At 36.5% G+C, this 23,594-nt stretch carries 20 protein-coding genes; 15 read left to right on the plus strand and 5 right to left on the minus strand.

Annotation, left to right across the window (positions count from 1 at the left end; translation table 11 throughout):
* Window positions 1-13 precede the first annotated feature (13 nt).
* The 7 genes from fucP to KO02_RS10650 all read left to right on the plus strand — a co-directional run bounded on the left by fucP (window position 14) and on the right by KO02_RS10650 (window position 6,770).
* Complete coding sequence (fucP, locus tag KO02_RS10620; RefSeq protein WP_051959868.1) at window positions 14-1,270, plus strand: L-fucose:H+ symporter permease; 1,257 nt, start codon at window positions 14-16, stop codon at window positions 1,268-1,270.
* Between the two features lie 17 nt (window positions 1,271-1,287).
* Window positions 1,288-1,620, plus strand: a complete 333-nt coding sequence (locus KO02_RS10625) for an L-rhamnose mutarotase (protein WP_038698170.1) — start codon at window positions 1,288-1,290, stop codon at window positions 1,618-1,620.
* Window positions 1,621-1,624: 4 nt separating this feature from the next.
* Entirely contained in the window at window positions 1,625-3,289 is a 1,665-nt protein-coding gene (locus KO02_RS10630; RefSeq protein ID WP_038698172.1) for a UxaA family hydrolase, read from the plus strand.
* Window positions 3,290-3,453: 164 nt separating this feature from the next.
* Window positions 3,454-4,218 (plus strand): SDR family NAD(P)-dependent oxidoreductase, encoded by a 765-nt coding sequence (locus tag KO02_RS10635; protein ID WP_038698174.1) that lies wholly within the window; start codon window positions 3,454-3,456, stop codon window positions 4,216-4,218.
* Between the two features lie 57 nt (window positions 4,219-4,275).
* A complete protein-coding gene (locus KO02_RS10640; protein WP_038698176.1) occupies window positions 4,276-5,133 on the plus strand; it encodes a fumarylacetoacetate hydrolase family protein in 858 nt (285 codons plus the stop codon).
* Window positions 5,134-5,142: 9 nt separating this feature from the next.
* Complete coding sequence (locus tag KO02_RS10645; RefSeq protein ID WP_038698178.1) at window positions 5,143-5,970, plus strand: amidohydrolase family protein; 828 nt, start codon at window positions 5,143-5,145, stop codon at window positions 5,968-5,970.
* An 8-nt stretch (window positions 5,971-5,978) separates the two neighbouring features.
* Window positions 5,979-6,770, plus strand: a complete 792-nt coding sequence (locus KO02_RS10650; RefSeq protein WP_038698180.1) for an SDR family oxidoreductase — start codon at window positions 5,979-5,981, stop codon at window positions 6,768-6,770.
* A gap of 81 nt (window positions 6,771-6,851) precedes the next feature.
* Here KO02_RS10650 and gap read toward each other — a convergent pair whose 3' ends face one another.
* From gap to pfkA, 3 genes are read right to left on the minus strand one after another with little or no spacing between them, the layout of a single operon-like run.
* Window positions 6,852-7,850, minus strand: coding sequence for a type I glyceraldehyde-3-phosphate dehydrogenase (gap, locus tag KO02_RS10655; RefSeq protein ID WP_038698182.1), 999 nt, complete (start codon window positions 7,848-7,850; stop codon window positions 6,852-6,854).
* Between the two features lie 4 nt (window positions 7,851-7,854).
* Window positions 7,855-8,706: a hypothetical protein gene (locus KO02_RS10660; RefSeq protein WP_038698184.1), complete on the minus strand. Its 852-nt coding sequence runs from the start codon at window positions 8,704-8,706 to the stop codon at window positions 7,855-7,857.
* A gap of 21 nt (window positions 8,707-8,727) precedes the next feature.
* A complete protein-coding gene (gene pfkA, locus KO02_RS10665; protein ID WP_051959869.1) occupies window positions 8,728-9,660 on the minus strand; it encodes a 6-phosphofructokinase in 933 nt (310 codons plus the stop codon).
* Window positions 9,661-9,880: 220 nt separating this feature from the next.
* On the opposite strand from pfkA, the gene KO02_RS10670 reads away from it, so the two are divergent.
* The 7 genes from KO02_RS10670 (at window position 9,881) to KO02_RS10700 (ending at window position 21,136) form a co-directional block, all read left to right on the plus strand.
* Window positions 9,881-10,552, plus strand: coding sequence for an NUDIX hydrolase (locus tag KO02_RS10670; RefSeq protein ID WP_081918356.1), 672 nt, complete (start codon window positions 9,881-9,883; stop codon window positions 10,550-10,552).
* A 158-nt stretch (window positions 10,553-10,710) separates the two neighbouring features.
* Window positions 10,711-11,322, plus strand: coding sequence for a TetR/AcrR family transcriptional regulator (locus KO02_RS22750; protein WP_051959870.1), 612 nt, complete (start codon window positions 10,711-10,713; stop codon window positions 11,320-11,322).
* Window positions 11,323-11,342: 20 nt separating this feature from the next.
* On the plus strand, window positions 11,343-12,671 hold the full coding sequence (locus tag KO02_RS10680) for a TolC family protein (protein WP_038698189.1): 1,329 nt from the start codon (window positions 11,343-11,345) through the stop codon (window positions 12,669-12,671).
* A 12-nt stretch (window positions 12,672-12,683) separates the two neighbouring features.
* On the plus strand, window positions 12,684-13,742 hold the full coding sequence (locus tag KO02_RS10685) for an efflux RND transporter periplasmic adaptor subunit (protein ID WP_038698191.1): 1,059 nt from the start codon (window positions 12,684-12,686) through the stop codon (window positions 13,740-13,742).
* A 16-nt stretch (window positions 13,743-13,758) separates the two neighbouring features.
* Window positions 13,759-16,935: an efflux RND transporter permease subunit gene (locus tag KO02_RS10690; protein WP_038698193.1), complete on the plus strand. Its 3,177-nt coding sequence runs from the start codon at window positions 13,759-13,761 to the stop codon at window positions 16,933-16,935.
* Between the two features lie 175 nt (window positions 16,936-17,110).
* Window positions 17,111-18,952: a glutamine--fructose-6-phosphate transaminase (isomerizing) gene (gene glmS / locus KO02_RS10695; RefSeq protein ID WP_038698195.1), complete on the plus strand. Its 1,842-nt coding sequence runs from the start codon at window positions 17,111-17,113 to the stop codon at window positions 18,950-18,952.
* Between the two features lie 6 nt (window positions 18,953-18,958).
* Window positions 18,959-21,136, plus strand: a complete 2,178-nt coding sequence (locus tag KO02_RS10700) for a DUF4954 family protein (RefSeq protein ID WP_038698197.1) — start codon at window positions 18,959-18,961, stop codon at window positions 21,134-21,136.
* Between the two features lie 253 nt (window positions 21,137-21,389).
* On the opposite strand, the gene KO02_RS10705 is transcribed toward KO02_RS10700, so the two are convergent.
* Together KO02_RS10705 and KO02_RS10710 are read right to left on the minus strand one after the other, a co-directional pair.
* Window positions 21,390-21,662, minus strand: a complete 273-nt coding sequence (locus KO02_RS10705) for a hypothetical protein (protein ID WP_038702516.1) — start codon at window positions 21,660-21,662, stop codon at window positions 21,390-21,392.
* A gap of 186 nt (window positions 21,663-21,848) precedes the next feature.
* Window positions 21,849-22,688, minus strand: a complete 840-nt coding sequence (locus KO02_RS10710) for an aldo/keto reductase (protein WP_038698199.1) — start codon at window positions 22,686-22,688, stop codon at window positions 21,849-21,851.
* Window positions 22,689-22,817: 129 nt separating this feature from the next.
* On the opposite strand from KO02_RS10710, the gene KO02_RS10715 reads away from it, so the two are divergent.
* Window positions 22,818-23,462 carry an NAD(P)H-binding protein gene (locus KO02_RS10715; protein ID WP_038698200.1) on the plus strand — a complete coding sequence of 215 codons (645 nt, stop codon included), beginning with the start codon at window positions 22,818-22,820 and terminating at the stop codon, window positions 23,460-23,462.
* The last annotated feature ends 132 nt before the right edge of the window (window positions 23,463-23,594 follow it).

The following is a 23,594-nucleotide window of genomic DNA, read 5'->3' on the forward strand; positions in this document are numbered from 1 at the left end:
AATTATATTTTTTATGTCAGTAAGTAACAGTAATAAATTAGCAATCGCTTTAGTAACATCTCTATTTTTCTTTTGGGGATTCGTACATAACTTAGATCCAATCCTGATTCCGCATCTTCGCAATGCTTTTAGTCTGACTCATTTACAAGCATCTTTAGTGGATTCGGCAGTTTTTATTGCCTATTTTCTATTGGCTATTCCTGCGGGAATAATCATGAAGAGATATGGTTATAAAGCGGGTATCCTGATAGGATTATGTCTTTTTGCAGTAGGTTGTTTTCTATTTATTCCCGCCGCTAATCAAATCAGTTATGCTTACTTCTTGGGCGCTTTATTTGTCGTGGCCTGTGGCTTGACTATTTTAGAAACAGCAGCAAATCCATATGTGACTATTTTGGGAGACCCGAGTAAAGCAACCCAACGATTGAATTTTGCACAGTCTTTTAATGGATTGGCTGCATTTATAGCTCCAATTTTGGGCGGTAAGTATATTTTAACGGAGCAGCCGAAGTCGGATACCGAAATTGCAGAAATGAGTGAGCAAGTGCGTATTGCTTATATTCAAGCTGAGACTGCCGCAGTTAAAGGGCCTTATATCATCTTAGGCTTAATTATCCTAGTGGTTGCTGCAGTGCTTTTCTTTACTAAGTTGCCAGATATCAAAGATGATGAAGGCGATGGAAAGGTCGGGTTTTTCCATACCTTGAGACATAAAAATGTGAAATGGGGTGTGATTGCTCAATTTTTTTATGTTGGTGCACAAGTATGTATTTTGAGTTTTATGGTTTTATATGCCACTGAAGTTGCTGGGATAGCACCCATGGATGCTGCAAAGTATGCTAGCTTTACAGGTTTAGCTTTTATGTTAGGAAGGTTTGTAGGTACATTTTTTATGAAATACATACAGCCACTCAAGTTATTAACACTTTATGCAATAATCTGTATTGGTTTGTCTTTTATCGTGATATATGGTAGCGGTGAACTTACGGTGTATGCCTTGATTGCAGTTGCATTTTTTATGTCAATCATGTTTCCGACCATATTTGCTGTAGGTGTACAAGGCATAGGTTCGGATACTAAATCTGCGTCAAGTTTGATTGTTATGTCTATCGTAGGTGGCGCTATATTGCCGCCTTTACTGGGCTTAATTTCGGACATGACAGGAAATCTACAACTTGGATACTGGGTCCCTTTAATCTGTTTTGTGGTTGTGCTTTTATTTGCTCTAGCAAACAAAAATATAACGGATCAAGCTGGAAAAACTGCTTAGAAATAATTTATAATAAGATGATACAATATACGTTTGCGCTAGATTTGGTTAATGATCCGAAATTGATTGCTGAATATGAGCAGCATCATAAAACAGTGATGCCAGAAATTAAAGAATCAATCCGAGCTGCTGGTGTTACGAAGATGGAAATATTTAGATTTGAAAACCGTTTATTTATGATCATGGAGGTGGACAGTACGTTTTCTTTTGAAAAGAAAGCTAAAATGGATGCTGAAAATGAAACTGTACAGAAATGGGAGAAATTGATGTGGAAGTATCAAAGTGCGATACCAGGTGCGAAGGGGGATGAGAAGTGGGTTTTAATGAATAAAATATTCGATTTGAAATAATAAGATGATAAAGGATAAGAAAAAATATTTGCAGATACACCCGAACGATAATGTTTTGGTCGCTTTGCAGGATCTGCCCCAAGGTACTGAAATTGAATGGCAGAATAACCGTTTTCAATTGTTGGAAAATATTGCTGCTAAACATAAATTTACCATAACTCCTCTAACTAAAGATGCCGAGGTATATATGTATGGGGTATTGGTTGGTAAGGTCAATTGTGACTTAGGAATGGGGGCTTTGATTTCAACAGAAAATTTGAGACATGCTGCAGATGATTTTAAGTTGAGTAAGCGGAATACAGCGTGGACTCAACCTGATGTTTCGAATTTTAAAGATAAGACTTTTAGTGGTTTTCATCGTTCTAACGGAACTGTTGGTACAGCTAATTATTGGCTGGTTATTCCGTTGGTTTTTTGTGAGAATAGAAATGTACTGACGCTGAAAACAGCTTTTGAAGAAAAGTTAGGATATAAAGTAAAAGCAAATGATTATACGACCGAGGTCGATGAGTTGATTCGTTTATATCAATCAGGAGCTGATGTCAACCAGATTATCTCAAGTGATCTGAGTGTATCTGTTGGATCTGCTAGTCAACAGCGCTTATTTGATAATGTGGATGGTATCAAGTTTTTGAATCATGAGATGGGTTGCGGAGGTACACGTCTGGATTCTGATGCATTATGTGGTTTGCTAGCGGGTTATATTACGCATCCTAACGTAGCTGGGGCGACAATTTTGAGTTTAGGTTGTCAACATGCACAGGCTTCAATATTACAAGCGGAAATAGCCAAAAGAGATCCGAAGTTTGATAAACCTTTATATATTTTTGAACAACAAAAAGAGGGCACGGAAAAAGAATTGATGCAGAAGGCTGTTAAAGCAACATTTGCGGGTATGATGGAGGCAAATCAACACACTCGCAAACCGGCTTCTTTAGATAAGTTGTGTATCGGTTTGGAATGTGGTGGTTCGGATGGTTTCTCAGGTATCTCCGCTAATCCAGCATTGGGATATCTATCGGATATCTTAGTGACTTTGGGCGGATCGGTTATATTGGCTGAATTTCCAGAGCTTTGTGGTGTGGAGCAAGAATTGAGTGATCGTTGTGTGGATGAACCTACTGCTGATAAATTTATGGAACTGATGCGTGTGTATAATGCAAAAGCTGAGGCTGATGGTTCAGGTTTTTACATGAATCCTTCACCAGGGAATATACGTGACGGACTTATTACGGATGCTATTAAATCTGCTGGAGCGGCTAAAAAAGGAGGGACATCACCCGTAACGGCTGTAGTGGATTATCCCGGATTGGCTAATAAACCAGGGTTAAATCTTTTATGCACACCTGGGAATGATGTGGAAAGTACGACTGCTGAGGTTGCAGCGGGTGCAAACATCGTGCTGTTTACAACAGGATTGGGCACTCCAACAGGAAACCCGATCACTCCTGTCGTAAAGCTGTCTACGAATACGAAGACATTCGAAAAAATGCCAGATATTATCGATATTAATTGTGGGACAATTATCGAAGGAGAAGAGTCAATTCAAGAAGCTGCTCATCGTATATTGGATTATGTGATTCAGGTGGCTAGTGGAGAGGTCGTTCCTAAAGCGGTTCTTTTGGGACAAGATGATTTTATTCCTTGGCGAAGAGGAGTATCTTTATAATCAGTATTGTTAATTGATTGTTTTGTAGTCAGATATATGGTTCAATCATAGATATTAGGAGTTGTGCCGAGAAAGATTGCGTAATAAAATATAAGAAAAATTGTAAATCATTATTTGATTGTCTTGAATAAGGTAGTCGGATATTCATTAAATAACATATTAAGATGTCAAAATTGCAGAATAAAGTAGCTGTAATCACGGGTGGCGGAAGCGGAATAGGACGTGCCATTAGTTTACTCTTTGCAGCAGAAGGTGCCACAGTCCATATACTGGATCTAAACATAGATGGAGCAGAGGCGGTTGCCACTGAAATAGCAACTGAAGGTGGTAAAGGGTATGTCCATAAATGTAATGTAAGTCAGCAGGAAGATGTCTTAAATATCGTCAGTAAAATTGATAAAATTGATATCTTGGTGAATAATGCAGGTATAGCTCATGTGGGTAATTTGGAAAACTGTGCGACCGAAGATTTTGAACGTGTTTTTAATGTCAATGTTAAGGGTGCGTACAATGCGTTATATGCAATTATTCCGAAGATGAAACTTAACGGTGGTGGTGCGATATTGAATCTTGCTTCTATTGCTGCCTGGGTGGGGATACCGGATCGTTTTGCTTATTCGATGAGTAAGGGTGCTATTTTTGCGATGTCTCTTTCTGTAGCACGTGATTACATGGCAGACGGGATACGTTGTAACAGTATTTCTCCTGCACGTGTGCATACACCATTTGTTGATGGTTTCATTGCCAAAAATTATCCAGGACAGGAAGCAGAGGTTTTTGATAAATTGTCCAAAAGTCAACCAATCGGAAGAATGGCACAACCGGAAGAAATTGCTAAATTAGCTTTATTCTTATGTAGTGATGATGCTGGTTTTATCACAGGTAATGACTATCCGATTGACGGAGGTTTTATTAAATTAAATAATTAAGCGAAATTGAACATGGTAGCTTTGGTGCTACTTTGATATAATATTAATACTAAAAATATGAAATTAATACGTTTTGGAGCAATTGGAAAAGAGAAAATTGGCGTTCAGATTGATGGCGTAAATTATGATACATCTGCTTTTGGAGGTGATTATAATGAGGCTTTTTTTGAGAATGACGGTTTAGCGGCTTTAGAGGAGTTTGTGAAGGCAAATAAAGGTAAGTTAATTCCTATCGCTGATACTGAACGAATAGGGGCGCCATTTGCGAGACCGTCTAAAATCGTTTGTATTGGTTTAAATTATAAAGATCATGCAGAAGAAACTGGTGCTGCAATTCCTGCAGAGCCTATTATTTTCATGAAATCCACAACTTCTTTAGTCGGACCGTATGATCAGGTTGTGATTCCGCGTGATTCTGTAAAGACAGATTGGGAAGTGGAGTTTGGTATTGTAATTGGCAAAAAAGCTTCTTATGTAGAAGAATCTGATGCCTTAGATTATGTAGCCGGCTATGTGTTGCACAATGATGTTTCAGAGCGTGCGTATCAATTGGAACGTGGCGGAACATGGGATAAGGGTAAAGGTTGTGATACTTTTGCGCCAATGGGACCTTATATGACTACTAAAGATGAAATCAAGGATATCAACAATGTGAATCTTTGGTTGAAAGTAAATGGTAAAGAATATCAAAATGGGAGTACAAAAAATCTTATTTTTTCTGTCCCTTTTGTTGTGAGCTATGTATCGCAATTTATGACACTATTACCAGGTGATGTTATCTCTACAGGAACACCGGCAGGCGTTGGTTTAGGCTTTAATCCACCTATCTACCTAAAAGAAGGTGATATTATTGAATTGGGCGCGGATGGTTTAGGTGAGTCACGTCAAGAAGTTATCGCTTATTCTAAAAAGTAATTTAGTGGTATGCGTATAGATGCTCATCAACATTTTTGGCAATATGATTCCGTTCGTGATAATTGGATCACTAGTAAAATGAAAGTCTTGCAACAAGACTACTTACCGTTAGATTTAAAATTTATTCTAGAAAAGAATGATTTTGACGGTTGTATTGCTGTACAAGCTGATCAGTCTGATGATGAAACTAAATTTTTAGTGCAACAGGCTAAAGATTATCCTTTTATTAAGGGAGTTGTGGGGTGGGTGGATTTGCGTGCAACAGATATTGATGAACAACTGCATCAATATCAAGATGAAAAGCTCATTAAAGGTTTTAGGCATATAGTTGAAGGTGAGGAAGATCCTGATTTCTTAAAGCGTGACGGCTTCTTAAAAGGGGTGGAGGCATTGACTAAATATGGGTATACTTATGACCTTTTGATTCGTCCACGTCATTATGCTGCTGCATTAGCATGTATAGGTGCTAATCCTAATCAGACATTCATATTGGACCATATCGCTAAACCGGAAATCAAATCCAAAGCGTTTGAAGAGTGGGCATTGTTCATTGAAGATCTAGCAGCTTTTTCTAATGTTAATTGTAAAGTTTCTGGCTTAGCAACAGAGGCGGACTGGAAATATTGGCGTTTGGATGATTTTAGTCAATATTTAGGTCATGTATTTCAATCTTTTGGCAAAGAGCGTATTATGTATGGTTCTGATTGGCCAGTGTGCCTGTTAGCGGCTTCTTACGAAGAAAGTGTCGCCATTGTCGAGTCCAAATTGGAATCTTTCACTGAAACAGAAAAAGAAGCTTTTTGGGGGGCAAACGCATTTAAAATCTATAATTTATAAGAGACAGTATGAATCTAAATTTGAAAGATAAAGTTATAATCGTCACTGGTGGTGCAAAAGGAATTGGTAGGGCCATTGCTCTTGGTTTAGCACAAGAAGGTGCTATCCCTGTGATAGTCGGTCGTAGACAAGAGGATAATACGCTCGTCGGGCAAGAGGTTGAGGCTCTTGGTGGTCAAGCTTTTTCCGTGCAAGCCGAATTGGCGGATCCGAAGGATTGTGAAGCTGCTATTGCGCAAACATTAATTCGTTTTGGACGTATCGATGGTTTGGTCAATAATGCTGGTGTTAATGATGGTGTAGGTTTAGCTTCTGGTAATTATGAAAAGTTCGTAGCGTCACTGCATAAAAATTTAGTTCATTATTATTTAATGGCCCATCATGCTCTGGATGCATTGAAAGCGTCAAAGGGTAGTATTGTCAATATTAGTTCTAAAACTGCGGAGACGGGACAAGGGAATACTTCGGCTTATGCGGCAGCAAATGGAGGACGTAATGCCCTAACTAGAGAGTGGGCAGTGGAGTTGCTACCTTACCATATTCGTGTCAATGCAATTGTTGTTGCTGAATGTGCTACGCCACAATATGATACATGGATACAAACCTTGGATAACCCAGAAGAAATGTTGAAGAAAATAACCGATCGTATCCCTTTGGGGCATCGCATGACGACATCCGAAGAAATAGCAAATACTGCTTTATTTCTTTTGTCTGATAAATCGAGTCATACGACTGGTCAGCTTATTCATGTGGATGGCGGCTATGTGCACTTGGACCGGTCTATAATTGCTGAAAAGTAAACCTTTTTAAAAAAAATAGGTATCATAAAAAGGGCTTTTAATTTAATTAAAAGCCCTTTTATAGTAGTATTGATACCAGGATTAACCTAATTTACCAACTTCTTGAACTAAATCAACGATTTTGTTTGAATAACCCCACTCGTTGTCGTACCAAGAGATAACTTTTACAAAGTTGTCATTCAATGAAATACCCGCTTTTGCATCAAAGATAGATGTACGTGGATCACCTACGAAATCACTAGATACAACTTCATCTTCTGTATAACCTAAGATTCCTTTTAATTCGCCTTCAGATGCTTCTTTCATTGCTGCTTTGATTTCTTCGTAAGAAGCAGATTTAGCCAAACGAACTGTTAAATCTACAACTGAAACGTCCGCGGTAGGAACACGTAGAGACATACCTGTTAATTTACCTTTTAATTCAGGTAAAACCAAACCAACAGCTTTAGCTGCACCTGTTGAAGAAGGGATGATGTTTTGGTAAGCACCACGTCCACCTCTCCAGTCTTTTACTGAAGGGCCATCTACTGTTTTTTGTGTAGCTGTAACTGCGTGTACAGTTGTCATTAAACCTTCAACGATACCGAACTTGTCATTCAAAACTTTAGCAACTGGTGCTAAACAGTTAGTAGTACAAGAAGCATTAGAAACGATATGTTGGTCAGCTTTTAAATCTTTATGGTTAACGCCCATAACGAAAGTAGGAGTATCATCCTTTGCAGGTGCTGACATTACTACTTTTTTAGCTCCAGCATCAATGTGTTTTTGAGCTAATTCTTGTGTTAAGAAGAAACCTGTTGATTCGATAATCACTTCAGCACCAACTTCATTCCATTTCAAGTTCGCAGGATCTTTTTCTGCTGTAACGCGAATAGTTTTACCGTTAACAACTAAGTTTCCGTCGACAACCTCTACTGTACCATCGAATTTACCATGAGTTGAATCATATTTCAACATATACGCCATATAATCTGGCTCTACCAAGTCATTGATACCAACAACTTCAACACCTGGACGATTTACCGCAGCTCTGAATGCTAAACGACCAATACGGCCAAATCCGTTAATTCCAATTTTCATATTATTAATTTTTATTGATATAATATTTTATAAGATTATGAATAGGTTCTTTTGTAATTGTTCCTATTGATAAATTAAATTCTTCTATTGCAACCTCTTTTAGAAGGCTTTCAAAATTTGCAGCTACAGATCCAGTAAAATTAACATGATTATCCGGATGTTCTTTGTACAAAGGCTTGATGAAAGTTTTTAAATACAAACGGAAACCATTTTTTACAATCTGAATAATAAATGGATGATTTTTATTTTCCAGAACAAAATCAGAGAAGGAATTCAAGAAAATCGTTGGTTGTGGCGAGTTATAGACCTTTTCCAAGATAATTTTCCTGTCAATAGCAAATTTATTTAATAACTTGTCTTCCAAGTCTTGAGGAAGTGTGTCTGTTAAATAATGTTTTAATAACATCCTTGAGGTCCAATTTGTAGAACCCTCATCTGCTAATATATAACCTAGTCCGTAATTATTGGACATGATTTTTTTCCCAGTGTAATACGCGGCATTTGACCCACTTCCGATGATGCCAATAATGCCTTTTTCATCACCAAATGTAGATATTGCAGATGCAATAACATCATGTTCAACTTTTACTTTGGCATTTATGAAAAACTTTTCGAATACAGTTTTGATTTTGTTTTTTCGTTCTGGAGAAGATGATCCTGCACCAAAAAAATAGATTCGTTTAATCTTTTCAGCATTATTGATCAGATTCGTGTTCTTATTTAAGAGTTGGGCAATATATCTTTCATCTTGCAAGTAGGGGTTGATTCCACTGGTGCGAAATCCAGTTACCACTCGACCCTTGTCGGCTAATCTCCAATCTGCGAATTTTGAACCACTGTAGACTACTGCAATCATCTGAATTCTATTTTCTTTTACCTAGATAGCTAATACTTGAACAAGCTCTAACATATCGGAGCTTAATTTGTATTCTTTGTTATTAATAGCATCCTCTAAAGGACTTGTAACAACTTCATTTCCTCTAACACCGACTGTCATACGATTGTTTCCTTTTAACAATTCTTTTACCGCAGCGAAACCCAATCGACTTGCTAATACACGGTCAAAGCTTGATGGAGAACCACCACGTTGTAAGTGTCCTAAGATACTAACTTTTGTGTCATAATAATCAAATTTTTCTTTGACTTTTTTTGCGACATTATAGGCGCCTCCATTTTGATCGCCTTCGGCAACAATAACGATAGAGGATGATTTCTTGCCACGGCCATCTGCAGCTGATAAATGATCGATTAATTCATCAATCGCGGTTTCCTTTTCAGGCAATAAAATCGCTTCTGCGCCACCAGCTATACCTGCGTTCAATGCAATACAACCTGAGTCGCGACCCATAACTTCGATAAAGAATAGGCGCTCATGTGAAGCAGCAGTATCCCTGATCTTGTCGATAGCCTCTATTACCGTATTGGTAGCTGTATCATAACCTAAGGTGAAATCTGAGCCGTATAAATCATTATCAATTGTTCCTGGTATACAAATTACAGGAATGTCGTATTCTTTTGAAAAGTAATCAGCACCTGTAAAAGTACCATCACCACCAATTGCAACTAGTGCATCTATACCAGCAGCTTTGACGTTTTCATATGCTTTTGCTCGTCCTTCTTTCGTTTTAAACTCTAGGCATCTAGCAGTTTTGAGAATAGTCCCGCCCAATTGAATAATATTACTCACGGAACGCGATGTCATTTCTGTAAAATTAGCGTCCAACATACCTTGGTACCCTTGGTATATACCTGTAACACTTAAATTCTCATATAAAGCTGTACGGACTACCGCTCGAATGCAAGCATTCATGCCGGGTGCGTCTCCGCCAGATGTAAAAACTCCAATTCTTTTAATATTCACCACAGTCAAAAATTTTTAGGTTTTACGAATATAGTGTATTTTCTACACTATTGAAATTATTTTTTATTTTTTTGTTTCAACAAAAATTAAGGTAAAGTTATTAACTTTATAGCATAAGCTACATATTCAACTCATTGGTTTCAGTAAAGATATTAAATTAGAAAAAGGTTTGTATACAACATTTACAGTCGATTGTGTCATTTTTGGATTTTATGAAGGGGAACTACACGTTCTGCTAACAGAGAGAAATGAATATCCTTTTAAGGATTGGTGGGCATTGCCTGGTTTTTTTGTTAATAATGATGAAGAAATGGAAGATGCCGTTAAACGGATATTATATGAGAATACAGGTCTTAAAGACGTATTCTTGGATCAATTATATGCTTTTGCAGGCTTGAAGAGACATCCTCAGGGAAGGATTTTAACTGTAGCCTATTATGCGTTGCTACAATTGGATAAAACTAAAATTAAACTTAAGCCAGTAACGTCTTATATGCGTCAGGCTAAATGGTTTCCATTGAATAAAGTGCCTGATTTGGCTTTTGATCATAGCACAATTTTAAAACAAAGTGTTGAAAAACTGCGTCGCAGGATTGCTAATACACCGATAGCTTTTGAACTTCTTCCTGATAAATTTACGCTAACTCAACTGCAATTGGTCTATGAAAGTATTTTAGGTAAAGAGTTGGATAAAAGAAATTTTAGAAAGAAAATGATAAATTACGGCTTTCTTAAAGAGCTAGATGAGGTACAAAAAGGTGTCGCTTATCGAGCGGCGAGACTTTATAAACTTGATAAACGGAAGTTTTTAAAACAATTTCAAAATAGTATAACCTTTTAGTTTTGGGGTTTTATAAAATAAGAAAGTGCAAATCATTTGATTTGCACTTTTTTATTTTATAAAAATTGACGTTCCGCTGACAAAAAAATTGCGGCTGTTTTCGTCTTTTTGTATCTTTGACCAAATGTTATATAAAGTCAAAAGTTTAAAAGGAAAGTATGTTGTCAAATATAGATAGTAAAAAGGATCTTATTATTGCGGCTGCTTTAAGAAGATTTGCACATTTCGGTTTTTCGAAGACTGCTATGAATGAAATTGCTGAGGATGTCAAAATTACGAAAGCCAATCTGTATTATTATTATGCTGATAAAGCTTCGCTCATTCATGATGTTGTTTTAAAGGTTACAGATGATTTCATCAAGTTGGAGCAAGATTTGATAGAGAAGTCTGATTCTCCAATAATTGAGTTATTATTAGAGCTATTGGAATTAAGGTCATCCTTTATCGAGCGTCATTATATGTTACACATGAATGAAAATATGGAATGGATCAAGGGAGCATCTCTACAGACATTGATGCGCGATATTCATGCTAAGCAAATCGTTCAAGTGAGTAAATTGTTGCAGAAAGGTGTGAATAGGAAGGAGTTGGCAATTGCTGATATAGATAAGACAAGTGAAACTTATGTTTATATCATGAAAAGTATAGGGCTGATAGGTATTCTTCCAGATGTTTTTACTGGAATACCTACTCAATGCAATGTGGGTGAAGTTTTACAGAAGCAAAAAGAAGCAACAATATTAATATACAACGGATTAAAGTTTAATTAAGGTTTCGAACAATTATAAAAATGAAAAGAATAAAAATCGTAGGGGTGCTTTTAGCAGCTTTGTTCTCAGTGAATTTTTTGCATGCGCAAGAGATTTTGACTTTGAATCAGGCACTTAAATATGCACTCGAAAACAAAGCTGAGGCGAAAAAATCTACACTTGATTTAGAAAATGCCCAATACCAAATAGATGAAGTTAGAGCAGGAGCACTTCCACAGATTAGTGGATCCGCATCACTTAAGTATAATGTATTGATTCCTGGAATGGCGTTAGAAGCTGGTGGAGTGACTCAGATTATCAAGATGGGACAGCCTTGGAATTCTAATGCAATGCTTTCTGTTAATCAGCAGCTTTTTAATCAGTCATTATTTACAGGCTTAAAGGCTGCAAAAACAACAAAAGAATTTTATTTGATTAATAAAGACTTATCTGATGAACAATTAATTGAAAAAGTGGCTAATGCGTATTATGATGTTTTCCAATCTCAATTGCAGTTGCAAACTGTTGAAGATAATTTAAATAGTACGACAAAGACACGCGGTGTGATTGCGGGTCTCGTTCAGGCCGGTTTAGGAAAGAAAATTGATTTGGATCGCACAAGTGTTGCTGTCAATAATCTAAAAGCAAATAGACAAATATTGGTAAATGCATTGGAATTGAAAGAAAATGCATTAAAATTTGCTATTGGTATGTCGATGGACCAGGAAGTGATTCTGCCTAATGAAACATTTGAAATAAATCCATCTACAGCAGACTTGCTAGCTTTGGATTTGTCATCAAGAACAGAAGTTCGATTGTTGGAAAAACAACATCAACTTTTGGAATTAAATCGGGATGCCATTAAAGCTGCTTATTATCCAAATTTATCATTTGGTGGAGATATTGGTTATACCGGTTTTGGGACTAAATTTCCTTTAGGAGGAAGAAATTTTAGCTGGAACTCTACTTCTGGACTAGGTCTTAACCTCTCTATTCCAATATTTACAGGTGGTGCAACTAAAGCAAAAGTTAATCAAGCGACGATTCAATTGAAACAAGCTCAAGTAGATTTAGAAGATACAAAACTTGCTTTAAGTCTAGCAAATGAAAATGCTAAATCACAGATTACAAATAGTTTATTGACAATAAATAATAATCGTGCGAATGTGAGTTTAGCAAAAGAGGTGTTGGATGATACGCAGAATAATTATAAGAATGGACTGGCAACTTTGACAGATCTTTTGGATGCGGAGAATGCATATGCTGATGCACAAAATAACTTAAGTACTTCATTATTGAATTATAAAGTTGCTGAGGTACAGTTGATCAAAGCAAAAGGGGAATTAAATACATTATTAAATAGCAAATAGTAACCGATTTATATGAAAAAGATATTTATAACAGGAGTCATTGTAATTGCTGCTTTAGCAGGAATTATGTATGTGTTAAACAATAACAAGAAAGAAAACGATTCACAAACAGCTGTGGTGGCACAAAAAAATGCAGCAGTAGCTGTGCGTGCGACCGAAGCTGGTATCAAGGAAGTTAATAATGTATATGTTACTAATGGTACTTTCTTACCAAAACAAGAGGTAAAGCTATCAGCGGAAGTTGCCGGTCGAGTTGCACGTGTTCTCGTAGAAGAAGGCGCTTATGTAAAGACGGGACAGACTTTAGCTTTTATTGAAGGTGATAAACAGAATGTTAGTGTTATTAATGCACAAGCCGTTTATGAAAACGCCAAGAATGAGGTTGCTCGATTTGAAAGTGCATTTTCTACAGGGGGAGTTACTAAACAACAATTGGATCAAATGAAGTTACAATTGGAAAATGCTAAAAACAATTTGCGTTCTTCTCAAATTTCGGCTTCTGATGTGAATGTAAAAGCATCTTTTCCGGGTATCGTTAATCGTAGAAGTGTTGAACCTGGTGCTTATGTAAGTCCTGGTAATGAATTATTCGAAATTGTAAATGTTTCTTCTTTGAAATTGAAAGTAAACGTTGATGAAAAGAATATTGGTGCAATCAAATTGGGTCAAAATATTAAAGTAGAATCAGCTGTACTTGCTAATCAAACCTTTCAGGGTAAAGTTACATTCATAGCGCCAAAGGCAGATGGGAGTCTTAATTTTCCTGTAGAATTGGAAATCAACAACAATGCCACGCATGACTTAAAGGCAGGTATGTATGGTACTGCATATTTTGGAGATGGTCAAGTATCTAATGCTTTGGTCGTACCAAGAGATGCTTTTGTAGGTTCTGTAAGTTCAAACCAAGTGTTTGTTATTAAAAATGGTAAAGCTGTTCTTACAAAAGTGACTTCCGGTCGTGTGTTTGGAGATCAAGTTGAAATCATTTCTGGAATTGAAAGCGGAGAGCAGGTTATTACGACAGGACAGATCAATTTATTGGACGGTACTGCAGTAGAGGTTATTAAATAATTAACGCAAGTTTTAAATGAAAATTTCTGAAATATCTATAAAACGACCGAGTATCATCATTGTCATATTCTTATTATTGACAATTGGTGGTATAGGGTCTTATTTAAATTTGGGGTACGAATTAGTTCCTAAATTTGATGTGAATGTGATTACGGTACAAACGGTTTACCCTGGTGCTGCTCCATCAGAGGTGGAAACTTCTGTTTCTAAAGTGATAGAGGATGCTGTCTCTTCTTTGGAAAACGTAAAAAAAATCGAAACAAAATCAATGGAAAGTGTTTCGGTCGTTATGATTACACTGAATACGGGAGCGGATGTCAATTTTCTATTGACAGATGCCCAGCGTAAGATTAATGCCGTTATTAATGATTTACCCGAAGATGCTGAAACTCCCTCTTTGAGTAAATTCTCTTTAGATGATGTGGCAATCATGAACTTGTCGGTAACATCTAGCTTATCTGAAAAAGAATTATATGATTTATTGGATCAAAAAATTCAACCTGTTTTTGCACGTATATTAGGGGTTGCCAAAATCGATTTAACTGGTGGTGAAGAGCGTGAAATCCAAGTTAGTGTCAATCCTGAAAAACTAGAGGGATATGGATTGACTATAAGTGATGTTCAGAAAATTATAGCTTCTTCTAACTTGGATTTTCCAACTGGAAGTATAAAATCAAGAAATAGTCAAACAACCATTCGTTTATCGGGTAAATTTACTTCTTTAGATCAGATGCGTAACCTTCCGATTACGACGCCTTCAGGTGTCTCTATTCGTTTGAGCGATATCGCAGACGTGCAAGATGGTATTAAGGACATCGAGAAAATCTCTCGTATAGATCAGAAAAATACAATTTTGATGCAAGTATTTAAACAGTCCGATGCAAATGCGGTGGCCGTTTCTAAACTTGTTAAGGAGACTATTGCAGTTGTTGAAAAAGATTATGCAGAGCAAAAAATCAAAATCGACGTAGCGAGTGATTCAACGGATTATACTATCAATGCAGCAAGTAATGTGATGCATGATTTGATGATTGCCGTTGCATTGGTAGGTTTTATTATGCTGTTTTTCTTGCATAGTTTACGAGATGCCTTTATAGCAGTTGTGGCGATACCATTATCATTGATAGCAACTTTTATTGGTCTATTTGTCATGGGCTATACGTTAAACCTGATGTCCTTATTGGGGCTATCGCTGGTGGTGGGGATTTTGGTCGATGACGCTATTGTTGTAATCGAGAACATCCATCGTCATATGCAGATGGGTAAAAGTAAGGTTCGTGCAGCTTATGATGGTGCTGCAGAAATTGGTTTTACAGTAACGGCTATTACACTGGTAATTGTTGTTGTATTTTTACCGATTGCACTATCAACAGGTTTGGTTTCGGATATTCTTCGCCAGTTCTGTGTGACAGTTATATTTGCAACGTTAATTTCATTACTTGTTTCCTTTACGGTTGTACCTTGGTTATACTCTCGATACGGAAAATTATCGCATATCAGTAACAACACATTCTTTGGTCGTATTTTAGAGAAATTTGAAGCTGGGTTGCAGAAATTGACACACGGGATATCAGGTATATTGGAATGGTCACTTCATAGTAGAAAGAATAAGGTTATTACCTTACTGCTTACGATAGTTATGTTTGTGGCGTCATTAGGGTTATTATTCAAAGGTTATATAGGAACAGATTTCTTTCCAGGGAATGATAAAGGTGAATTTTATCTACAATTGGAATTAAATAAAGATGCTTCTATTGAGCAAACCAACTTTATGACGCAGAAAGCAGAATCTTATTTAGCTGGACGACCAGAAATCGAACGCGTTATTACCACTGTTGGTCAAGCTTCGGATGGTATGATGGCCGGTACATCAGGTACAAAATATAAATCGGAAATGCAGATCTATTTAAAGGAGGGGCAAAATAAACTAGAATCAACGAAAGTCTATTCGGCTAAGTTGAAGAGAGAAATGGAAAACCACTTGGTAGGAGCAAAGGTGAAAACGGTATCAATTGGTATCATGGGTGCGGAACAAGCTCCATTGAATCTTACTGTAATTGCATCTTCACAAAAAGATGCATTAGAGTTTGCTGATAAAGCTGCGGCATTGTTACGTAATATTTCTGGAGCCACCGAGGTGAAATTAACCTCAGAAGATGGTAATCCTGAAATCAATGTGCAGTTGGATCGTGATAAGATGAATGCACTAGGTCTAAATGTAGCTACAGTGGGTATGACTATGCAGACTGCTTTCTCTGGTAATACAGACACAAAGTACCGTGCTGGAGATACGGAATATGATATCAATATTCGATACGATGAATTTGGAAGAGGTAGTATGGATGATGTGAAAAACCTGAAATTTATCAATGCAAAGGGTGAGTCGATTAAATTAGAGCAATTTGCGGATATTGGATATGGTTCTGGGCCTACTTTATTGGAACGTCGCGATAAATCTCCTTCGGTTTCTGTTCAAGCACAAGTAGTAGGAAAACCTGCAGGAACGATTGCTACCGAATGGGAAGCAGAATTCAGTAAATTGAAATTAAAACCTGGTGTCTCATTCAAATGGGGTGGTAATATGGAGAATCAACAAGAGGGGTTCGGTACCTTGGGTATCGCTTTACTAGCATCAATTGTATTGGTGTACTTTGTTATGGTTGCTCTTTATGATAGCTTTGCAACACCATTTATTGTTTTATTCTCGATTCCATTATCTTTCATTGGAGCATTCTTACTGTTAGCATTGACCAACCAAACATTAAATATCTTTACAATTTTAGGTATTATTATGTTGATAGGTTTGGTCGCAAAAAATGCTATCATGCTGGTTGACTTTGCAAACCATAAGAAAGAGGCTGGATTTAATACTTACGATTCTCTAGTAGCAGCAAATCATGCACGTCTACGTCCGATTTTAATGACGACGATTGCGATGGTGATTGGTATGGTGCCAATTGCAATGGCACAAGGGGATGGCGCAGATATGAACCGCGGTATAGCGATTGTAATTATTGGTGGTTTGTTATCTTCGTTATTCTTAACATTGATTATTGTACCTGTCGTTTATTCGATTTTTGATGGAATACAAAGGAAATTTGGTAAGCACGAGAAAGTAGATTACGAGGCAGAAATGGTTGCGGACTATGTACCAAGCGATGACTATGTAGATGAGATGTCTACGAAGCACTAAAATATAAGTTAAATCAAATAAAAAAGCCCTGCTCAATCAGCAGGGCTTTTTTATTTTGGTATATTTTATATTGTTTTAATGTTAAATTTTGATAAAATAACATAAGGCAACCGATTGCATATAAAAAATTGCTACTTTTGTTCTGATTATTTAACTAAAAACGTAAAATTATATTATGTGTGGTATAGTTGGTTATACAGGTCCTCGTCAAGCTTTTTCAATTGTTCTTGATGGACTAAAGAGATTAGAGTATCGTGGATATGACAGTGCAGGAATAGCACTGCTTCAGCAAAATAAACTGGCTGTTTTTAAAAAGGCTGGTAAAGTAGCAAATTTGGAAACGGCAGTAATTGATCATGATGTCAGTTCCCATACTGCAATTGGACATACAAGATGGGCTACTCATGGTGAGCCTTCGGATGTAAATGCACACCCACATTATACACCAGATGGTCAAATAGCAATGATACATAATGGTATTATTGAAAATTATCAGACCATTAAAAATGAATTGCTAAGTAAAGGGTATGAGTTCAAAAGTGATACTGACACCGAAGTTTTACTCTATTTTATATCGGAAATCAAACAGAAAAATAATTGCAGTTTGGAGGAGGCGGTTCGGATAGCACTAAAGCGTGTTGTGGGAGCTTATGTCATCTTGTTGATCGAGCCAGAACATCCAGAAACTATTATTGCTGCCCGTAAGGGTAGTCCATTAGTTATTGGAATAGGGAAAGGAGAACACTTTTTAGGTTCTGATGCTTCACCGATGCTTGCTTATACCAATGAGGTGGTTTATATAAACGATTATGAGTTGGCGATTGTTAAACCAAATGAACTTATTCTTAAAAATTTGGGAAATGAACGCGTAACCCCCTATGTTCAAAAATTGGATCTGGAGTTAGCCGCCATTGAAAAGGGAGGATACGAGCACTTCATGTTAAAAGAGATTATAGAACAGCCTCAGGCTATTTTTGATTCAATGCGTGGAAGACTAGATTTGGAAAAATTGACGATCACATTGAGTGGTATTGAACAATATGCCGAGCAGATTTGCAAAGCGAATCGTATTGTTATTGTTTCATGTGGCACCAGCTGGCATGCTGGACTCATAGCGGAATATCTAATCGAAGAACTTTGTAGAATTAATGTTGAGGTAGAATATGCCTCGGAATTTCGTTATAGAAATCCTATCGTGAACGAGGGAGATGTTATTTTGGCTATATCGCAAAGTGGTGAAACGGCAGATACATTAGTAGCATTGGAAAATGCTAAAAGTAAAGGAGCCATTATTTTAGGTGTGGTCAATGTAGTAGGTTCATCTATTGCCCGTTTATCACATGCGGGAGCTTATACACATGCTGGACCAGAGATTGGTGTCGCCAGCACGAAAGCATTTACGGCGCAATTAACGGTATTGGAATTAATTGCACTCAAGATAGCACATATCAAAAAAACTATCGACCAAGAGCGGTATGCACATTTGTTGAAGGAATTGAGCGCGATACCAGATAAAGTACAAAAAATCTTGGATACACAGATTCCGAAAATTAGAGAGATTGCACGGAAATATAAAGATGCCCGAGATTTTCTATATTTAGGAAGAGGTTATAATTTCCCTATTGCCTTAGAGGGTGCTTTAAAATTAAAAGAGATTACCTACATACACGCTGAAGGTTATCCCGCAGCAGAGATGAAACATGGTCCTATTGCATTGGTTGATGAAAATCTACCGGTTGTTTTTGTGGCAACCAAAGATCGATATCACGAGAAGATTGTTAGCAATATTCAGGAAGTAAAAGCAAGGAAAGGTCATATCATTGCTGTGATAACAGATGGTGATGAGACGTCGAAAGCGTTAGCAGAAGACTATATTGAGATCCCTGATGCGGATGAAATTGTTGCGCCAATTCTTTCTGTTATACCCTTACAGTTGTTGTCTTACTATATGGGCGTGGAGCGTAATCAAGATGTTGATAAGCCTAGAAATTTAGCAAAATCAGTTACTGTTGAATAATGATACATGAGCAAGATTAAAAAAGGAAATATTAATCGCTTGGGTTTTGACTTTATTCCTGAAGAGTTTGTTTCGAATGGTAGAGATGAAAATTATTTAAGGTTTGAACAAAACCCCAAGTTAGATTATAGGAAGTTGACTCCAGAAGAAATTGTCATTTTAGTTCAGAATGATAATCGTGCTGATGATTGGGGCAATATACAAGTGAGTACATCATTTATACCCAATCAAATTAAACATAATAATTTCTTTGGATTGGTGCGGATTGGTGATATGGCACCTATTTATCTAGAATATCGGAACCTGAAGTTAGAATCCGGAATTTACAACAGCACAATTGTGAGCTGTGATTTAGGTAATCATGTTGCGATTCATCATGTCCGCTATATGGCACATTTCATTATTGGTAACGAGGTACTATTGAGTAATATTAGTGAAATGGAAACTAGTAGTACTGCTAAATTTGGAAATGGAATATTAAGGGAAGGAGAAGTCGAGCAGCTGCGGATTGCTTTAGAGTTATGTAATGAAAATGGTATTAGGTCCATTTTACCTTTTGATGGCATGCAGGCTGCAGATGCTTATCTATGGACAAGAAATAGGCAAGATCATCAATTGCAGAAGCGGTTTAAAGAAATTACTGAGAAACGATTCACTAAAACCCGTGGGTCATATAGTGTCATTGGAGATCGTTGCATTATCAAGAACTCACAGAATATAAAGAATGTAAAGATCGGTTCAGACGCCTATATTAAGGGTATCAATAAACTCAAAAACTTGACCATTAACTCTTCTCCGGAGGCCTACACACAAATAGGGGAAGGGTGCGAGTTGGTGAATGGTATCGTCGGTTATGGCTGTCGCATTTTTTATGGTGTAAAAGCCGTACGTTTTGTTCTTTCGTCATTTTCTCAATTAAAATATGGGGCACGTCTTATTAACTCATTTTTAGGTGATAATTCGACAATTTCTTGCTGTGAAGTTTTGAATTCATTGATTTTCCCAGCGCATGAGCAACATCATAATAATTCGTTTTTATGTGCTGCAATGATAATGGGACAAAGTAATATGGCAGCAGGTGCTACTGTTGGTTCTAACCATAACTCTAGGGCTGCAGATGGAGAGATTATAGCAGGACGTGGGTTTTGGCCTGGTCTGTGCGTGAGCCTAAAGCATAATTCAAGATTTGCCTCATACACACTTTTGGTGAAAGGTGATTTTCCATATGAAATGGATATCAAAATTCCATTTTCTTTGGTGAATAATGATGTTAAGAATGATAAGTTGACAATCATTCCAGGTTATTGGTTTATGTATAATATGTACGCACTCATTCGTAATGCAAATAAATATGAAGTGAGAGACAAAAGGTTGCTGAAAAATCAATATTTAGAATATGATATTTTAGCTCCCGATACGGTAAACGAATTATTTAATGCTATAAAAATGATTGAGCATGCTGTAGGGTCGGATGATAATGCGGAAATACAATTGTCTAAAGAAGAGACTATACATAGAGGAAAAACTAAATTAACTCATGGTGGTGACCAAGTGCCATCAGTGGTTCATATGTCAGGTTTTGAACATTCGAAACGAAAAGTTGAAATCGTGAAAATTCAGGAAGCTTATTCTCTTTTTAAGCGTTTTATCAAGTATTATGGTACTATTCATCTCATCGATTTTTTAATTAAACATCGTTATGAAGATTTGCGTATTAAGATGCGCGATTGTCAACGTAAGGATTGGGAAAATATTGGAGGACAATTAATTGAGAAGGATGCTATACAGCATCTTTTAAATGGAATTAAATCTGGTGAAATTGATCATTGGGAGGATGTACATAAGAATTATCATGAACTTAGTAGGGGATATCCCGAAACTAAGCTTGCACATGCTTTAGCCTCCTTGCTTGAAATAACAGGAGAGTCAGCAGAAACACTTAATGTTGAGGTCATAAAGTCTTGGCTAATTGAAGCTATTGAACACAAAAGGTGGATGGTAAAGGAAATTTACGGGAGCAGGGCTAAGGATTATCAGAATCCTTTTCGAAATATGGTGTATAATAGTACAGAAGAACGCGATGTTGTTGTAGGGAGTTTAGAGGATAATAGTTTTATATTACAGCAACGGCAAGAACTTATTGATTTTGAAATGAGTGTCGGCAATCTTATTTCTGTCTTATAAAGATGCGGATGAATCTTTTAGTTATTAACGATACCTATTTGTTTATAGTCTAAATATTAAAGTGATGATACCCTAATACACTTAAGTATATCCATCATTAAGGGATTATGTTGCGAGAATTGAATCGTAAATATAATCCCTTTTTAAAAAGACCTTCGAAATCTATCGGAGTCATATTTTATTTATGCATTTTGCTAGGATGCGTTTAGATAATGCTTACATCTTTAGATTTGACAATATGCAATGTTAATTATTAATCTTCCAAATCTGCCATATAAATATCATGTACGACAAATTTAATATGGGGATTGGGAAGTAACATGTCGAAAATATCTTCAGAATCAATCGGATATAAAGTTTCAGCATCAGCATCCAACATTTCAGAGTCAGGAATAAGTTCATAGAAAGTAGTCCCATTATTTTCTGATAGTTCTTCTACTTTTATGCAGATTACATTTTGACTTTTCCAGTTAGACCAGATTGTTTTATTAAACAGTTGATAAGGATTTTTTTCTGTGTTGGACATATTTGCAAACATAGGGAATAGGATGGCTATTGCAAAATTTCAATTTAAAAAAGTTGAGCGCTCTAAATGTAAATGATTGAACATATTCAGGTTATTGTTTTTGAAGAAGATAGATAATTCTTGATGTATTCAGGATGGAGAAACAAAATTTAGGTTAGCAAAATTAAATCTTGCTAACCTATTTTTTTAAAAGGGTACCTCAGCTGGATTAAGGCCGGAAAAACCTAATTCACCTATATTTTTAATCGCTTGTATATCTTCGTTTGACAACGAAAAATTGTTTATTTCAAGATTAGCTTTTATATTGCTGGGGTTCGTGGATTTTGGTAGTGGGTTGATACCCTCTTGCAAAGCAAATTTTATACAAATCTGCCCGACACTTACCCCATATTTAGCTGAAAGTGATACTATTACTTCATTTTGTAAAATCCTGCCAGAGCCTAAAGGAGACCATGCTTGAATTAATATATCTTTTGATTTACAAAAGGCTATTGTTTCTTCTTGAAGAAAACCGGGATGAAATTCCAATTGATTGACTGCAGGAAAAACTTTTGCAACCTTTAATATTGCTTCGACATATTTTTTTGGAAAATTACTCAAACCAATAGCTTTGGCTCTACCTTCTGTATATAATTGCTCCAAGGCTTTCCAAGTGTCTGCATTGATTGATTCCCAGTTCTCAAACTGTGTTTCGTTAGCAGGCCAGTGAATGAGATAGAGATCTACGTAGTCCATTTGAAGTAGGGCAAGAGACTTGTCAAATGCGACTAAGGTGTTTTCGTAACCGCGATCGGCATTCCAGAGTTTGGTGGTGACAAAAAGATTTTCGCGCTTTATACCACTATCTTGTATTGCTTTTCCGGCACCATGTTCATTACCATAAACCGATGCTGTATCAATATGGGTATATCCTGCTTTTAAAGCCTCGTAAACGGCAGTATAAGCAGGTTCTCCTTCTTCGATTTGCCAAGTTCCAAATCCAATAGCTGGGATTTTTGAACCGCTATTTAATGTATATGTATTCATGTTTTTTCGCTTTAATGGATGAAAATTTAAAATTAGTAATTATAAAAGTCTTTGTTGGTCTTACCCCACAATTTTATAGGAATTTGACAAGCTAGTGAAACTTAAGAACCGAATTTGTACCTTTATCTTATGGAAGCAATTGTAATTGGGGGCAGTGGTGCCACAGGTAGGGAATTGGTTAAACAATTGGTAAATGACGATCGTTTTTCTAAAATTCGTGTATTTCTCCGTAAGTCTTACTTTGAGCCTGACGAAAAGTTGGAAGAAATTATTATAGATTTTGAAAAACTAAACAATTTTAAAGATCAGATTAAGGGAGACGTAGCCTTTTCTTGTTTGGGAACTACCTTGAAAGATGCGGGGAGCAAAGCTGCGCAATGGCATATCGATTACGACTATCCCTTTCAATTCGCTGAGATGGCTTTTGAAAATGGTGTTTCAAGTTTTGTATTATTATCAGCTGTTGGTGTTGATGCAAAATCTCAAGTTTTTTATAACCGTATGAAAGGATCTTTAGAAGATGTCATTAAAAAAATAGGATTCCAACATTTATTAATCCTCCAACCTGGATTCATTGATAGACCTAATACCAATCGCATGGGAGAGAAGGTGGGAATAAAAGTAATTCAGATTTTAAATAGATTAGGTTTGTTTGAGAAATATGCACCTATAAAAACAGGGGAGTTGGCAAAAGCAATGTTAGAAAGTGCGTTTAGGAATAATAAAGCTGTGGAAGTGTTACCATTAAAAAAAATCAAAGCAATCTTAAATTAGTTTGTACGTTTGACCTTTAATGTTATTTATAATTGTAAAATGAGAACTGAAGTATATCTGTGCATTTTGAATGACGATGTCCATGTGTATCGATGATTCATTTAATTCAGTCTAGCCAATATTTTACTTTTA

This window comes from Sphingobacterium sp. ML3W, from assembly GCF_000747525.1.
Classification (GTDB): domain Bacteria; phylum Bacteroidota; class Bacteroidia; order Sphingobacteriales; family Sphingobacteriaceae; genus Sphingobacterium.

Excerpts from the sequence above, each read along its gene's own strand:
- fucP (WP_051959868.1), top strand. The coding sequence starts at position 14 with ATGTCAGTAAGTAACAGTAATAAATTAGCAATCGCTTTAGTAACATCT.
- KO02_RS10625 (WP_038698170.1), top strand. The coding sequence starts at position 1,288 with ATGATACAATATACGTTTGCGCTAGATTTGGTTAATGATCCGAAATTG.
- KO02_RS10630 (WP_038698172.1), top strand. The coding sequence starts at position 1,625 with ATGATAAAGGATAAGAAAAAATATTTGCAGATACACCCGAACGATAAT.
- KO02_RS10635 (WP_038698174.1), top strand. The coding sequence starts at position 3,454 with ATGTCAAAATTGCAGAATAAAGTAGCTGTAATCACGGGTGGCGGAAGC.
- KO02_RS10640 (WP_038698176.1), top strand. The coding sequence starts at position 4,276 with ATGAAATTAATACGTTTTGGAGCAATTGGAAAAGAGAAAATTGGCGTT.
- KO02_RS10645 (WP_038698178.1), top strand. The coding sequence starts at position 5,143 with ATGCGTATAGATGCTCATCAACATTTTTGGCAATATGATTCCGTTCGT.
- KO02_RS10650 (WP_038698180.1), top strand. The coding sequence starts at position 5,979 with ATGAATCTAAATTTGAAAGATAAAGTTATAATCGTCACTGGTGGTGCA.
- gap (WP_038698182.1), bottom strand. The coding sequence starts at position 7,850 with ATGAAAATTGGAATTAACGGATTTGGCCGTATTGGTCGTTTAGCATTC.
- KO02_RS10660 (WP_038698184.1), bottom strand. The coding sequence starts at position 8,706 with ATGATTGCAGTAGTCTACAGTGGTTCAAAATTCGCAGATTGGAGATTA.
- pfkA (WP_051959869.1), bottom strand. The coding sequence starts at position 9,660 with ATGAATGCTTGCATTCGAGCGGTAGTCCGTACAGCTTTATATGAGAAT.
- KO02_RS22750 (WP_051959870.1), top strand. The coding sequence starts at position 10,711 with ATGTTGTCAAATATAGATAGTAAAAAGGATCTTATTATTGCGGCTGCT.
- KO02_RS10680 (WP_038698189.1), top strand. The coding sequence starts at position 11,343 with ATGAAAAGAATAAAAATCGTAGGGGTGCTTTTAGCAGCTTTGTTCTCA.
- KO02_RS10685 (WP_038698191.1), top strand. The coding sequence starts at position 12,684 with ATGAAAAAGATATTTATAACAGGAGTCATTGTAATTGCTGCTTTAGCA.
- KO02_RS10690 (WP_038698193.1), top strand. The coding sequence starts at position 13,759 with ATGAAAATTTCTGAAATATCTATAAAACGACCGAGTATCATCATTGTC.
- glmS (WP_038698195.1), top strand. The coding sequence starts at position 17,111 with ATGTGTGGTATAGTTGGTTATACAGGTCCTCGTCAAGCTTTTTCAATT.
- KO02_RS10700 (WP_038698197.1), top strand. The coding sequence starts at position 18,959 with ATGAGCAAGATTAAAAAAGGAAATATTAATCGCTTGGGTTTTGACTTT.
- KO02_RS10705 (WP_038702516.1), bottom strand. The coding sequence starts at position 21,662 with ATGTCCAACACAGAAAAAAATCCTTATCAACTGTTTAATAAAACAATC.
- KO02_RS10710 (WP_038698199.1), bottom strand. The coding sequence starts at position 22,688 with ATGAATACATATACATTAAATAGCGGTTCAAAAATCCCAGCTATTGGA.
- KO02_RS10715 (WP_038698200.1), top strand. The coding sequence starts at position 22,818 with ATGGAAGCAATTGTAATTGGGGGCAGTGGTGCCACAGGTAGGGAATTG.